At 38.8% G+C, this 14,983-nt stretch carries 12 protein-coding genes; 10 read left to right on the top strand and 2 right to left on the bottom strand.

All coding sequences use genetic code 11. The features are described from left to right. Positions 1–83 precede the first annotated feature (83 nt). From J4051_RS04010 to J4051_RS04000, 3 genes are all read left to right on the top strand, one after another. Positions 84–2,504: a penicillin acylase family protein gene (locus J4051_RS04010; RefSeq protein ID WP_208232571.1), complete on the top strand. Its 2,421-nt coding sequence runs from the start codon at positions 84–86 to the stop codon at positions 2,502–2,504. Beyond that, positions 2,501–2,854, top strand: coding sequence for a hypothetical protein (locus J4051_RS04005; RefSeq protein WP_208232570.1), 354 nt, complete (start codon positions 2,501–2,503; stop codon positions 2,852–2,854). The genes J4051_RS04010 and J4051_RS04005 overlap by 4 nt, the downstream gene beginning before the upstream one ends. A gap of 256 nt (positions 2,855–3,110) precedes the next feature. Further along, complete coding sequence (locus tag J4051_RS04000; protein ID WP_027125508.1) at positions 3,111–3,302, top strand: cold-shock protein; 192 nt, start codon at positions 3,111–3,113, stop codon at positions 3,300–3,302. Positions 3,303–3,449: 147 nt separating this feature from the next. On the opposite strand, the gene J4051_RS03995 is transcribed toward J4051_RS04000, so the two are convergent. Next, entirely contained in the window at positions 3,450–3,869 is a 420-nt protein-coding gene (locus tag J4051_RS03995) for a nucleoside-diphosphate kinase (protein WP_208232569.1), read from the bottom strand. A 214-nt stretch (positions 3,870–4,083) separates the two neighbouring features. On the opposite strand from J4051_RS03995, the gene J4051_RS03990 reads away from it, so the two are divergent. The 4 genes from J4051_RS03990 to J4051_RS03975 all read left to right on the top strand — a co-directional run bounded on the left by J4051_RS03990 (position 4,084) and on the right by J4051_RS03975 (position 7,567). Further along, positions 4,084–5,100, top strand: a complete 1,017-nt coding sequence (locus tag J4051_RS03990) for a DHH family phosphoesterase (RefSeq protein WP_208232568.1) — start codon at positions 4,084–4,086, stop codon at positions 5,098–5,100. Next, complete coding sequence (gldI, locus tag J4051_RS03985; RefSeq protein ID WP_208232567.1) at positions 5,097–5,645, top strand: gliding motility-associated peptidyl-prolyl isomerase GldI; 549 nt, start codon at positions 5,097–5,099, stop codon at positions 5,643–5,645. Before J4051_RS03990 ends, gldI begins: the two co-directional genes overlap by 4 nt. A gap of 4 nt (positions 5,646–5,649) precedes the next feature. After that, positions 5,650–6,813: a peptidylprolyl isomerase gene (locus J4051_RS03980; RefSeq protein WP_208232566.1), complete on the top strand. Its 1,164-nt coding sequence runs from the start codon at positions 5,650–5,652 to the stop codon at positions 6,811–6,813. Between the two features lie 268 nt (positions 6,814–7,081). Then, on the top strand, positions 7,082–7,567 hold the full coding sequence (locus tag J4051_RS03975) for an integrase core domain-containing protein (RefSeq protein WP_208232565.1): 486 nt from the start codon (positions 7,082–7,084) through the stop codon (positions 7,565–7,567). A 79-nt stretch (positions 7,568–7,646) separates the two neighbouring features. On the opposite strand, the gene J4051_RS03970 is transcribed toward J4051_RS03975, so the two are convergent. Next, positions 7,647–9,107: an aminoacyl-histidine dipeptidase gene (locus J4051_RS03970; protein WP_208232564.1), complete on the bottom strand. Its 1,461-nt coding sequence runs from the start codon at positions 9,105–9,107 to the stop codon at positions 7,647–7,649. Positions 9,108–9,273: 166 nt separating this feature from the next. On the opposite strand from J4051_RS03970, the gene J4051_RS03965 reads away from it, so the two are divergent. The 3 genes from J4051_RS03965 to J4051_RS03955 all read left to right on the top strand — a co-directional run bounded on the left by J4051_RS03965 (position 9,274) and on the right by J4051_RS03955 (position 14,813). Then, complete coding sequence (locus tag J4051_RS03965) at positions 9,274–10,341, top strand: DUF3810 domain-containing protein (protein ID WP_208232563.1); 1,068 nt, start codon at positions 9,274–9,276, stop codon at positions 10,339–10,341. 82 nt (positions 10,342–10,423) lie between these two features. Next, on the top strand, positions 10,424–13,390 hold the full coding sequence (locus J4051_RS03960; RefSeq protein ID WP_208232562.1) for an amidohydrolase family protein: 2,967 nt from the start codon (positions 10,424–10,426) through the stop codon (positions 13,388–13,390). Positions 13,391–13,511: 121 nt separating this feature from the next. Continuing rightward, positions 13,512–14,813: an amidohydrolase family protein gene (locus tag J4051_RS03955; protein WP_208232561.1), complete on the top strand. Its 1,302-nt coding sequence runs from the start codon at positions 13,512–13,514 to the stop codon at positions 14,811–14,813. The last annotated feature ends 170 nt before the right edge of the window (positions 14,814–14,983 follow it).

Here is a 14,983-nt window from a genome sequence, read left to right as displayed (position 1 = left end):
GTTTTTCAAGGAATAAGTATTTCTTCGATAGGCTGATATTTCAGCAATATTTCTTATTTTCAAAGCCCTAACTAAATTGTTTTATGAAATATTTTAAGCTTCCGCTGACATTAGTGCTCACGTTGGTTGTATTTACAGGTCTCAATAGCAAATTTGGCAGCATTCCGCCTATGGGCAAATTCTTAAGTCCAAATGAAGGATTTTGGCAAAACGAACAGGATGAAAACCTCAACTCCACCATGCAGATTATTGGCTTGGAACATGAGGTCACTGTTCATTACGACGAACATTTAATTCCCCATGTATTTGCACAGAACAACAACGATCTCTATCGTGCACAAGGCTATTTGACCGCAAAGCATCGTTTATGGCAATTGGAATTTCAAACGTTTGCTGCTGGTGGACGCTTAGCTGAAATACTTGGAGAGCAAGCCTTAGATTATGACCGTCAGGAACGCCGACGTGGGATGGACTTTGGCGCAGAAAATGCCCTTCAAAAAATGCAGGAAGATCCTGAAACGCTTAGTTATATTGAAGCCTATCGTGATGGGGTAAACAGTTATATCAATCAGTTAGAGCCCAAAGATTATCCAGTAGAATATAAATTATTGGATTACGCCCCTGAGCCATGGACCATTAAGAAAACAGCACTATTGCTCATGTATATGACCAAGATGCTGGCAGGACGAGAATCTGATCTGGAACATACCAATGCCTTGGCAAAATTTGGAAAAGAGCGATACGATCTACTCTTTCCAGATTTCTATGATGTTAATGATCCCGTGATTTCCAAAGAAACCGATTGGCGTTTTATAGACGTAAAAATGCCGGAAACACCTGAAGACGACACATCTCTGGACTCCATTTCCATTACTGAAACCATTGACAAGCCCCATGCGCAAAACGGGAGTAATAACTGGGCCGTTTCTGGAAAAAAATCCTATTCCGGACATCCTATTTTGGCCAATGATCCACATCTAAGCTTGAATCTCCCAGCCATCTGGTATGTAATGCAATTGGCAACGCCAGAACACAACAGCTACGGCGCCACATTGCCCGGAGCCTTGGGCATTATCTCTGGCTACAACAATTATATTTCTTGGGGCGAGACCAATGCTACTCGTGATGTCATCGACTGGTACAAAATTGAATTCAAGGATGAGAGCAGAAAAGAATACAAACACGATGGCCAATGGAAAAAAACCACACAGCGCATTGAGGAAATCAAGATCCGAAATAGAGAAACTCTTTATGACACCATCATTTACACCCACCACGGGCCTGTCACTTATGACCACAATTTTAAGGGTGATAATGCAAAATCAGGTTATGCCATGCAATGGGTGGGTCATATTGGAGGAAACAACCAGCGTACGTTTTTAAAACTTAATGAAGGAAAAAACTATGACGACTACCTTGACGCCCTAAAAAGCTATACGGCTCCCGCCCAAAACTTTGTATTCGCATCTACCGAAGGTGATATTGCCTTATGGATCCAAGGCAAATTTCCCAACAAATGGAAAGGACAGGGCAAGTTTTTATTGGATGGAAGCAACCCGAAACACGATTGGCAGAGTTTTATTCCACAGGAATTCAATGCACATTCTAAAAACCCTGAGCGTGGCTTTGTAAGTTCCGCAAATCAGCACCCAGTAGATCCCTCCTACCCTTTTTATGTTTACAACGATGGTTACGAAACCTATAGAAATCGGGTAATCAATGATTTTTTCAGAGCAAAGGACAAATTCGACATTCAGGATTTCAAGAATCTACAGAATAATAATTACAATTTAAAAGCGTCTGAATTGTTGCCCAATATCTTCACCACAATGGACACATCTTCTTTAACTGAGGAAGAGCAAGGTATTCTGAACACCATAAAAAAGTGGGATTTCTATAGTGAGATTGATCAGCTCGCACCGAGTATTTGGAAAAGCTGGTGGACAAAACTATACAAGATCGTATGGGATGAATTCGATGCCGATAGTTTGTCATTGTTAACGCCATACACTTATCAAACCATTTATATGCTTAAAAACCATCCGCAGGATGAATTAATGGATATTCTAAGCACACCTGAAAAAGAGACGGCTAAAGACTTATTCTTGATCACATTTAAAGAAACAGCAAAAGAGCTTGCGCAATGGAAAGCAAAACACGGCGACTATAATTGGGGTGCATACAAAGCAACTTATGTTGGCCATTTATTACAAGCTTTACCTGCATTTTCACGATTTGACCTGAACATTGGAGGCGATTATAATACCGTTAATGCCGCTTCAAAAAATCACGGTCCTTCTTGGCGAATGATTGTAGAAATGACCTCGCCACCAACGGGCTATGGCATTTATCCCGGTGGGCAGTCTGGAAATCCGGGCAGTAAATATTATGATAATTTTATCGATCGATGGGCCGCTGGAGAATATATGGATTTGTTATTTATGCAAGACCAACAGGACACCAAAGATATTATCGCAAGTCAAACCCTAACTCCTCAAGAATGAAAAAGAAGCTTATCAATTTTATAGTCACGTTGATCATTGCCATTATTCTATCACAGTTTTTACCGTGGTGGCATGTTATGGTAGCAGGTTTTGTTTCTGCCTTATTTTTTAGTCTGGATCGTGCTGCTGTATTTTTTATTCCATTTTTAGCAGTCTTTCTATTTTGGATGACCTATGCGCTCTGGTTGAGCAATGCAAATGATTTTATTTTAGCCGAAAAAATTGCAGTGTTGTTGCCCTTGGGAGGCAGTTGGATTGTATTGCTTTTAGTTACAGGATTTATTGGTGGCATTGCTGCGGGAGTTTCAGCCATATTGGGAAAACAATGCAGCATGTTGGTTAAACGATAAACAGTATTTACTCATATAAACAACTTCTATTAAAACAGACGTTCAAATCCAATAAAAAGGAGACATTAGTGTAATTGAATGAAATTACAATTCAAACGTTGCTACAAACCAAACTTTAATGTTTTAGAATCAAAACATTAGCTTCAAAACGATAAATAATAGGGATTTAAAAAAAAGATGGCCTAAAAAGTACTTTGTATTCTTTTTGGCACTATCTTTGAACTATTATATACAATTAATTTAATATTTTATTACAATGAGTAAAGGAACAGTAAAATTTTTCAACGATGCTAAAGGCTTCGGTTTTATCGTAGAAGAAGGAAACAACAAAGAACATTTTGTTCACATTTCAGGATTAATCGACGAAATTCGTGAAGGCGATGAAGTTGAATTCGATCTAACAGAAGGAAAAAAAGGATTAAACGCAGTTAACGTAAAAGTTATCTAATATATAAGCTTTTTTAAATGATAAAGCCCTGCAACTGATGTTGCAGGGCTTTTTGTTTTAAGATAGTCAACAAGATTTTAGATATATATCAAAAAAAGCTTGAAACTAAATGTTCCAAGCTTTATTATTTCAATAAGTTCCAATTCCTTAAAACATCTCTCTTCCAGCAAAATGGAATGCGCTTTCAATAGCGGCATTTTCATCACTGTCACTTCCATGGACAGCATTCTCACCAATGGAAGCTGCGTAAAGTTTACGGATGGTGCCTTCAGCCGCATCAGCAGGATTTGTAGCACCAATCAAGGTTCTGAAATCTTCGACAGCATTGTCCTTTTCTAAAACAGCGGCCACAATTGGTCCGCGTGTCATATATTCTACCAATTCGCCATAGAAAGGTCTTTCGCTGTGAACAGCATAAAATTCCTTCGCATCAGCGGTGGTCATCTGTGTTAATTTTAATGCTACAATTTTAAAGCCCGAAGCACTTATTTTATCTAAGATTGCGCCAATATGTCCTTTTTCGACTGAGTCTGGCTTAAGCATTGTAAACGTTCTATTAGTTGCCATATTTATAATTTAATTAATTCTGGTTTATATTTTAGGTATGAAGGTTTAGGGATTAGGCATTAGAAATTTGGTTCTTGATTGTTAGTACTTAGTACTTACTTCACTATTCTCATTTCCTGATTCCTTCTCAGCCCCCCATATATTTCGTGCAAAAGTACGGCATTTATCACTAAAACCATAATATGAAACTTAAAAAATTGTATCTTCGCACGCTATGACCGAACACGATATTAAAGAAATTAAGGCCTTATTAATTGCGCCAAAACACATCGTCATTGTGCCTCACAAAAACCCTGACGGAGACGCCATGGGCTCCACATTGGGCCTTTATCACTACCTAATAAAGAACAATCATAAGGCGACAGTTATTGCGCCAAATGATTATCCTGACTTTTTGAAATGGCTCCCGGGCCAAGACAATGTTGTCGTTCATGAATCTGACAGAACCAATGCAGAACGTCTTATAGAAAGTGCCGATCTTATATTTACCTTAGATTTTAATGCTTTGCATCGTTCTGGCGAAATGGAAACACCTTTGGGCAATTCAAAAGCTGTGAAAATCATGATTGACCATCACCAACAACCGGATACTTATGCTGAATATATGTTTAGCGATGTATCTATGAGTTCTACTTGCGAGATGGTATATCGTTTTATAGATATGCTTGGTGATACGGATGCTATTGATGACCAAATTGCGACCTGTCTTTATGCGGGAATTTTGACAGATACTGGATCGTTTAGGTTTCCGTCAACTACCAGCACAACACATTTGGTAGCGGCAGATTTGATTGATAAAGGTGCAGATCATTCCGAAATATATAACTCCATTTACGACACCAATAGTTATGAACGCTTACAGCTTTTAGGCGTCGCGCTCAAAAACTTAAGAGTCATTCCTGAATATAGAACAGCATATATTACACTTTCACAAGAGGAACTTAATGCTGCCAATTTCAGAAAAGGAGATACCGAAGGCTTTGTGAATTATGGGCTTTCAATCAAAAATATTATTTTTGCGGCTATCTTTATTGAACATAAACAGGAAGGTATCATCAAAATATCATTACGAAGTGAAGGTGATTTTTCCGTCAACGAATTCTCACGACAAAATTTTAGCGGCGGTGGTCATACCAATGCAGCAGGTGGGAAAAGCGACCTCAGTTTAATTGATACAGTTGAAAAATTTATTAGTATATTACCACGCTATAAAAACACCCTAAATTCATGACAAGAGCCTTTCTTTTCATTCTCGTCTTAGCCATTAGCGTCAGTAGCTGCAAGTCTCCTGAAGCCAGAAGACCAATCTCGCAAAAAACGGGTTCCTTCATAAAAATATCAGCGGAGCGCAACAAAAAGCTCAATGCTGAAGAGTCTGCGCAGATCAAAAATATCATCAAAAAAGATACTTCAAAAACCTATATCGCTTCAGAAAGTGGTTTTTGGTATTATTATAACACTAAAATCGAGAAAGACACCATCACGCCTACATTTGGGGATATTGTGAATTTCGATTATGATGTTAAAGACTTCAATGGCAATGCTATTTATTCTGATAATGAAATCCATCCACGGGATTATGCCATGGATCAGGAAGAAATTTTCACAGGACTAAGGGAAGGTTTAAAACTGATGAAACCAGGTGAAACGGTTACCTTTTTATTTCCATCCCAAAAAGCTTATGGTTACTATGGTGACAAAAACAAAATTGGCACCAACACTCCAGTCATCTGCGAAGTGACCGTAAATTCAATAATTCAAAACCAAAACGATTAAAACTATGCGATTGATTAAAAAGGCATTTGGCCTCGTATTATTAATGCTTCTTGTATCGGCAACGGCCTGCAAGGACAAGTATCCAGATTTAGAAGATGGATTGTACACTGAAATTATTACCAACAAAGGTACTATGGTTCTCCGTTTGGAATACCAAAAAGCACCTGTGACGGTAGCGAATTTCGTTTCTTTGGCCGAAGGCACCAACACACTTGTGGACAGTGTCTATATTGGGAAGAAATTCTACAACGGATTAATTTTCCATAGAATTATTGACGAGTTTATGATTCAGGGTGGTGATCCTACGGGAACTGGAAGTGGCAGCCCGGGATACAAATTCAATAATGAAATCTCTGAAGATCTTTTGCATGATAAAGTAGGCACATTATCCATGGCCAATTCAGGACCTAACACTAACGGAAGTCAGTTTTTTATTACAGAAGGCCCAACGCCTAACTTAGATGGTGGCTACAATGTTTTCGGATATTTGGTTATAGGAGAAGATGTGTTGCACACCTTGGCAGGTGTTGAAACTTCAAAGCCTGGAGACAAACCTGTAGAGGATGTGATCATGGAAGAAGTCAACATTATCAGAAAAGGTAAAGAGGCCAAAAATTTTAATGCACCAAATGTATTTAAGGACCATTTTGCTGAGGCTGAAAAAGCGGAAAAAGAACGCCTGGCCAAAGAGGAAGAAGAACAAAAAATAAGAGCCGAAAAAAGTGCTGCCGCTGCGGCTGACATGAAACCTGCATTTGAAACTTATGAAGGCAAATCGAAAACTTTAGCTTCTGGTTTAAAAATGTTCAATATTACCAAGGGGACTGGTCCCAAACCAAAAGCAGGCAATACTGTCATGCTTTATTATCAAGGCTATTTTACCGATGGACGTCTTTTTGATAGTAATATAAAGTCGGTAGAAGAAAATTATGGTGTGTATAACCCGGACAAAGAGCAAAGGCAGATGTACAACCCAATGCCAATGCAAATCAGTCCTGATGCACAAATGATTCCTGGTTTTAAAGAAGCAGTCAATCAAATGCAAGTTGGCGACAAATCCTTCTTCTATTTACCATCACATTTGGCATACGGCGAACGTGGTTTTAGAATGATTCCACCTAATACAGATTTGATTTTTATCATTGAAATGGTAGAAATTCAAGAATAAAATCTTATCAATCCAATCATTACTTTTGGAAATTAAAAAAGCAGCGTTGAAAATTTTCAACGCTGCTTTTTTAATTCCTGATTCTTAATAATATCTGTGATATATTTCTTCTCGATACTTTGCGCTAAGAACTGTTATCTTACTTTATAAAACTTTCAAATCGAAAAAAACTCTCAATGTTTATTATTGATGTGTACACAAGAGAAATATTGGGATATCACTGTGGAGATAACATGTGCGAACGGAATGCAATATAAGCGCCTTGGAAATGGCTTTAAAGAAGGTTCCAAAGGCATTGCAGGGCAAGATGATCCATCACTCCGACAAAGGCTCGCAATATGGCAGCCAAGCTTATACCGAATTATTGAAAGCTGCGGGAATATCTATAAGCATGGGACTTATTGCCCAAGATAACGCTTTTGCCGAAAGAGTCAACGGAACCATAAAAAACGAGTATTTAAAGCTATGGAACATTACAGATTTTCAAACGTTAGTGTTATTAACTAAAAAAGCAGTAAAGCATTACAATGAAAAAAGAGTGCACAAAGCTTTTAATGATAAGTACTCACCTTTAAAGTTTAAACAAACTTTAGTAAATTTGGACACCCAAGAAAGACCGAAGGTGATTATTTACGCCGAAGGGAATTATAAAACCAAGGAGGCATCAAGCCACCTCGGTTTTAACCCAAGAAAAGAACCTCAGGCTCATAATTGTCCGATGGATTTTTTAATAGAAGATAATTTGAATAATTAACCAAAACGGTCAACCCTATTTAGGGAAGTACAAGGCGCCTAATTACCTCATGCCTAATTCCTAATTCCTAATACAAATTCTATTTTTTCGGAATATTCTTCAAGATCTCCAATACAAATTTCCAATATTTCTGTGTCGATGAAATCTGGGCACGTTCGTCAGGAGAATGTGCGCCTTTAATATTAGGTCCAAAGCTGATCATGTCCATCTCAGGATAATTTTGTCCCAAAATACCACATTCCAATCCTGCATGACAAGCCGCCACATGAGCTTCTTTTCCATTCAATTCTGTATACAAATTCGATAATACTTTTAAGATTGCCGAGTCCATATTAGGTTTCCATCCAGGATAATCGCCATCAAATTCAACCTCACATCCGGTCAATTCAAAGGTTGCACGCAGCATATTGGCCAGATCCCATTTTGAAGATTCCACGGAAGAACGTGTTAAACACATAATCTTGATGTCGCCATCTTTTACAATCACACGTGCAATATTATTCGAGGTTTCTACCAAATCAGGAATATCGGGACTCATTCTGTAAACCCCATTACAAGCCGCATAAAGCGCTCTCGTCAAACCTTCCTGAACGCCTAAGTCCATCATCATTGTTGGAGTCTCTATTTTGCTGATCTCTATCGTCAGATTAGGCTCCATCGTTTTAAATTCAGTTTTGATATCATCAATAACCTCCTCCATATCCGTTTCAAATGCCGCCGCATTCATTGTATCAACCGCTACAATGGCATTACTTTCTCTGGGAATGGCATTGCGGAGACTTCCCCCATCAATTTCAGAAATACGCAATCCGAAGTTTTCAAATCCGTCAAACAGCAAACGGTTCATCAGCTTATTGGCATTACCAAATCCTTTATGGATATCCATCCCTGAATGCCCTCCCTGTAATCCTTTTACGGTGACCTTATACCCTGTTTTGAACTCAGGCGTTTCTTCTTCCTTATAGGTTCTTGTTGCCGTCACATCAATACCTCCTGCACATCCAACACCAATTTCGTCATCTTCTTCAGTATCGAGATTCAATAGGATATCACCTTGCAATAATCCGCCTTCCAAGCCTTTTGCGCCCGTCATTCCTGTTTCTTCATCAATCGTAAATAAAGCTTCAAGAGCAGGATGTACAATATCAGAGCTTTCCAAAATCGCCATGATCGTGGCAACTCCCAATCCATTGTCCGCACCAAGTGTTGTGCCCTTTGCCCTAACCCAATCGCCATCTATATACATCTCGATGCCTTGGGTATCAAAATCAAATTGGGTATCATTATTCTTCTGGTGAACCATGTCCAAATGCGATTGCATCACCACCGTTTTACGGTCTTCCATCCCAGCAGTGGCCGGTTTTCTGATGATGACATTGCCCACCTTGTCTTCAAAAGTCTCCAATCCTAATTTCTGTCCGAAATCTTTCATAAAAGCAATTACACGCTCTTCCTTTTTTGAAGGTCGTGGCACGGCATTTAAATCGGCAAACTTATTCCAAAGTACTTTAGGCTCTAATTCTCTTATATCTTTATTCATATGTAGATGTTTATTATTTTTTTATTGGTCATATCTAATTCGCAAATTTTCATTCGTGTTTATGGCCGAATTTTGGTAAATGCCCTTTTCATACGCCTATTTTATGTTGTTCTACAAAGGTAGGGATTCATAGATGTTTTATAAAACTATTTTCTATTTTTGAAGCATGCGCAAATACACCAAACTTATTATTGCCCTATCCCTGATCGTACAGATTTTGCTCATAAAAATATTGGCAAACTTCCCGGATTTTGTTGAGAACTATTACAGCAACGGCATTTACCAATGGATTTCAAAAGGAATGCATTATGTATTTGGATGGATTCCGTTTTCTGTGGGAGATATTCTCTATACCATTGCAGGTATTTATATCATCCGATGGTTTATAAAAAACAGAAAGAGATTGAGAACGGATACCAAAAATTATATTTTGGACATCCTATCGGCGGTTTCTGTAGGTTATTTTGCATTTCATATCCTTTGGGCTTTTAATTATTATAGACTGCCATTGCATCAATCACTTAAAATTGATAACGATTATTCCACAGCGGAATTGGTAACATTCACCGAAGAGCTTATTTTAAAAACCAATGTCATCCATGGCATGATTGAAAAGAATGACACCACAATGGTGGTGATGCCGTATACCAAACGTGAACTCATTAAATTGGCACCAAAAGGCTACAATCAACTCGCCAAAGAATATCCAAATCTTGCCTATTGGCCAAGTAGTTTGAAGCGATCCATATACAGCCTTCCATTGACCTATATGGGGTTTAGTGGCTATTTGAATCCGTTCACCAATGAAGCACAAATTGACGGCCTCATCCCTACCTACAAATATCCCACGACCACAAGCCATGAGATAGCACATCAATTGGGATATGCCGCAGAAAACGAAGCCAATTTCATCGGAGCCATGGCAGCCATGAAACATGAGAATATTTACTTTAATTATTCGGGGTATTCCTTCGCATTGAGACATTGTTTAAATGATCTTTATTTGAGAGACCCGTCTAAATATCAAGAGCTTCTGATGACAGTCAATATTGGAGTTCTCAAAAATTATGAGGAAATGCGCATGTTTTGGCGATCCTATGAAAATATATCAGAAACGTTCTTCAAAAACACCTACAGTGGTTTCTTAATGGCCAACAATCAAAAGGGTGGCATTGAGAGTTATAGTTATGTGGTAGCACTTTTAGTCAACTACTTTGATGAAAACCCGTTGTAAACTGTTAAAACTATCTTAATAATCTGCTAAAATCTCGATATTCTTTATCTTTAGAACTCAATTTTTAACTAATCCCAACCCTATGATTAAAACAGTTTTGACTCTCATGACGTTTGTGTGCAGTTTTTCTATTCTTGCACAGGACTATTTTCCAAAAAACGACGGTGTTACGAACAAAAACACCAATTACACGGCAATTACAAATGCAAAAATCTATGTGACACCCACTCAAGTTATTGAGAAAGGAACCTTGCTCATTAAAGAAGGCAAAGTGGTAGCATCGGGAACATCGGTAACCATCCCTAAAAATGCAATACAGATAGACGCTTCAGGAAAAAGCATCTATCCTTCTTTTATAGATATGTATTCTGACTTTGGAGTTGAAAAGCCAAAACGGTCCTCTACAGGTAGAAGCTCTCAATATGACCCTACACGATCAGGCTATTATTGGAATGACCATATCATGCCAGAAAACAATGCCATTGACCAATTTAAATACGATTCTAAAAAAGCTGAAGATTTGATCAAAGCTGGTTTTGGCGTCGTTAACACACATATTCAAGATGGAATCGTTCGTGGAACTGGGACTTTGGTGGCCCTGAATTCCAGTGATGATAATGCCATGAGGATACTTGATGCCAAATCAGCACAGTATCTTTCTTTTAGCAAAAGTGTGACATCCAATCAAGCCTATCCTTCGTCAATTATGGGAAGTATGGCCTTATTGCGACAATTATATTATGATGCCGACTGGTATGCCAAGGGCAATATCACCACAAAAGACCTTTCCCTTGAAGCCTTGAACAACAACAAATCCATGGTTCAAATTTTTGAAGCAGGCAGTAGAGCTAACAATCTACGTGCCGATAAAGTGGGCGACATGTTCAATATCCAGTATGTTATTTTAGGTGGTGGCGATGAATATGAGCGTATGGACGAAATCAAGGCCATGAACGCACCAATGATCATCCCAATCAATTTCCCTGATGCCTATGATGTTGAAAATGCGTTTTTAGCTTCGACGCTTTCAATCCATAATATGAGAGCTTGGAATCAAAAACCGACCAATCCAAAATTGTTGGCTGACAACAACATCACATTTGCATTCACTACGCACGATTTAAAATCGGCCAAAGAATTCAAATCCAACTTAATGAAAGCTATCGAAGCAGGACTTTCCAAAGAAAAAGCTTTAGAGGCCTTAACTACTGTACCAGCTCAATTATTAGGAAAATCAGATAAAATTGGTTCGTTAAGAAATGGTACATACGCGAACTTCTTGATTACTTCTGGCGATATTTTCGACAAGAAAACGACGCTTTATGAAAACTGGGTTCAGGGTAATAAAAACACCATTGAAGACCGTGGAATAGTTGATATCACAGGTAAATATGAATTTACTCTTGCAGGCGAAACTTACGAAATGACCCTTTCGGGAGAATCGAGCAAGCTGAAATCAGAAATCACTGCCAATGATAAAAAACGTGGCTCAAAAATAGCTTATGCTGATGATTGGGTGAATATTGCTTTCACCACGCAAGACAGCACTAAACAAGAATTTGTTAGAGTTATTGCCAATGTAGATGCCAATAAAAATCTGACTGGAAGGGCCATTTTGCCAACTGGTGCAGAAATGAGCTTCTTCGCAAAACAAACAGAAGCCAAAAAAGATACTGCTTCGAAAAAAGAGGGTTCTGATGAGGACAAAAAAGATTCAGTGGCCACTGTATCTCCAATCACTTTCCCTAATAATGGCTATGGATTTGAAACATTGCCTAAAACTGAAACCTTATTGTTTACAAATGCTACCGTTTGGACCAACGAAAAGGATGGTATTTTAGAAAACACTGACGTTCTCATCAAGAATGGTAAGATTGCCAAAATCGGTAAGAATTTATCTGAGCGTGGTGCAACGGTAATTGATGCCACAGGAAAGCACTTGACCACAGGAATTATTGACGAGCATTCGCATATTGCTGCAGCTTCCGTCAATGAAGGTGGACAAAATTCATCGGCAGAAGTGACTATTGAAGACGTCATTGACGACACGGATATTAACCTATACAGAAATTTAGCTGGTGGTGTCACCTCCATTCAGATTCTTCATGGATCGGCAAACCCAATTGGTGGTCGTTCTGCGATCATCAAACCAAAATGGGGTCATGCGGCCAAAGATTTAATTATTTCCAACAGTCCGAAATATATAAAATTCGCTTTAGGTGAAAACGTTAAACAATCCAATTGGGGCGGGAGCAGATTCCCACAAACCAGAATGGGAGTTGAACAAGTGTATGTCGATTTTTTTACCCAAGCAAAGGAATATGAAGCGCTTAAGAAAAGCGGCAAACCATACCGCAAGGACATTGAAATGGAAACCCTTGTTGAAATCTTAAACGGCGAACGTTTTATCAGCTGCCACTCTTATGTACAAAGTGAAATCAACATGTTTATGAAAGTTGCAGAGCAATTCAACTTCAAGATCAATACGTTCACACATATTTTGGAAGGTTATAAAGTAGCCGATAAAATGCTTCAGCACGGTGTAGGTGGATCTACGTTTGCGGATTGGTGGTCGTATAAATATGAAGTTAACGATGCCATTCCGTACAATGCGGCCATTATGCATGACGTGGGCATCACGGTTGCGATTAATAGTGATGATGCCGAAATGAGCCGTCGATTAAACCAGGAAGCTGCAAAAACCGTTAAGTACGGCGGTGTTAGCGAAGAAGAAGCCTGGAAATTTGTCACTTTAAATCCTGCAAAATTGTTACATATTGATGATCGTGTTGGCAGTATCAAGGTTGGCAAGGACGCTGATGTGGTACTTTGGACCGACCATCCACTTTCGATCTATGCCAAAGCCGAAAAAACGATTATTGAAGGCGTCACCTATTTCGATTTAAAACGTGATGAAATGATGAGAGCACAAATCAAAAAAGAAAGAAGTGAACTGATCAATGATATGTTACAGGCAAAAAACAAAGGCCTGAAGACACAGCCGATAAAGAAAAAAGAAAAAGAATTGTTTCATTGTGATTCGGAATAGTTCAGAGTTCAGAGTTCAGAGTTCAAAGTTTTAAGATGAAAATTAAAAATTTGTGCATTCGTGCAAAAACAAAAACCATAAGTAAGATTTCCTCCTTCGAGGGAATGTAAATAAGTTTCATATGAAAAAAATAACATACATACTCATAGCAATTTTGTGCACCTCCTTCGGATTTGCACAGCAAACACCAGCGCCAAAGCAATCCCAACCGATTGCTATTACCGGTGCAACCGCACATTTGGGCAATGGCCAAGTTATCGAAAACAGCCTGATCATTTTTAAAGATGGTAAATTGACCACGGTGTCCAATACTTCACAAACGGATTTTTCCGGGATGGAAGTCATCAAAGCCGATGGAAAACATGTTTATCCGGGTTTTATCGTTCCGTCTTCTACCTTAGGTTTGACAGAGATTGATGCGGTAAAGGCCACAGTTGACGAAAGCGAGATTGGAGAAATGAATCCACATATCAGAAGTATCATTGCTTATAACGCCGAATCCAAAGTGGTCGAATCCATGCGCCCAAATGGGGTTTTGATGGGTCAGATTGCGCCTCAAGGCGGTCGAATTTCGGGAACTTCATCCGTTGTGCAATTTGACGCTTGGAACTGGGAAGACGCTACTGTCAAAGTGAACGATGGTATTTATCTGAATTGGCCAAGTAGCTTTACTCGTGGCAGATGGTGGCTTGGAGAAGATCGAGGATTAAAGAGCAACGATAAATACAAGGAACAAGTGGATGATGTTGTAGCATTTTTTAATGAGACCAAAGCTTATTCGGCTGGAGACAAAACCACGACCAATTTACCTTATGCAGCCACCCAAGGTTTATTTGACGGCTCAAAAAAATTGTATATCAATGTCGATGACGAAAAAGGCATCACAGACGCCATTCATTTTGCCAAAAACAATAAGGTGCAGCACCTGGTCATTGTAGGCGGCAGTGAGTCTTATAAAGTAGCCGATTTGTTAAAACAACATAATATTCCAGTCATTCTCCAACGTATCCATTCGCTTCCATCCAAAGAAGATGAAGATTACGATATGCCGTATAAATTAGCAACCTTATTGGTCAACCAAGGGGTAATGGTGGCTTTGAATGCCAACGGATCCATGGAGCGAATGAGCTCAAGAAACTTGCCTTTTTACGCAGGAACAACCGTTGCCTATGGCTTGGACAAAGAAGAAGCTTTAAAACTCATTACCTCCAACACTGCCAAAATATTAGGTATCGATAAGGATTATGGCACTTTGGAAGAAGGTAAAAGCGCCACCTTATTTATCAGTGAAGGTGATGCGTTGGACATGCGTACCAATCAGTTGACTCATGCCTTTATTGACGGTCGATTGATAAGTTTAGAAACTCACCAAACGGAATTGTACCATCGTTATGATGATAAGTATAAGGCTGAGAAGAAGTAGTGAAGTATGAAGCACGAAGTTAGCGGTTTCGTTTAAAAAAATAAAATCTGTCATTCTCGAGGTAAAGAGAGTGACAGATTTTTTTTATAGTACAATTAAAAGGATGACCTCCGTGTCTAAATAATTTTATCTCAATGTGTAAAGCTGAGACAAATCAAATCTTTGTTCTT

The sequence above is a fragment of the Gelidibacter pelagius genome, from assembly GCF_017581925.1.
GTDB lineage: Bacteria > Bacteroidota > Bacteroidia > Flavobacteriales > Flavobacteriaceae > Gelidibacter > Gelidibacter pelagius.
The sequence above is the reverse complement of the archived record's forward strand: the minus strand, read 5'-3'. Positions and strand labels throughout refer to the sequence as shown.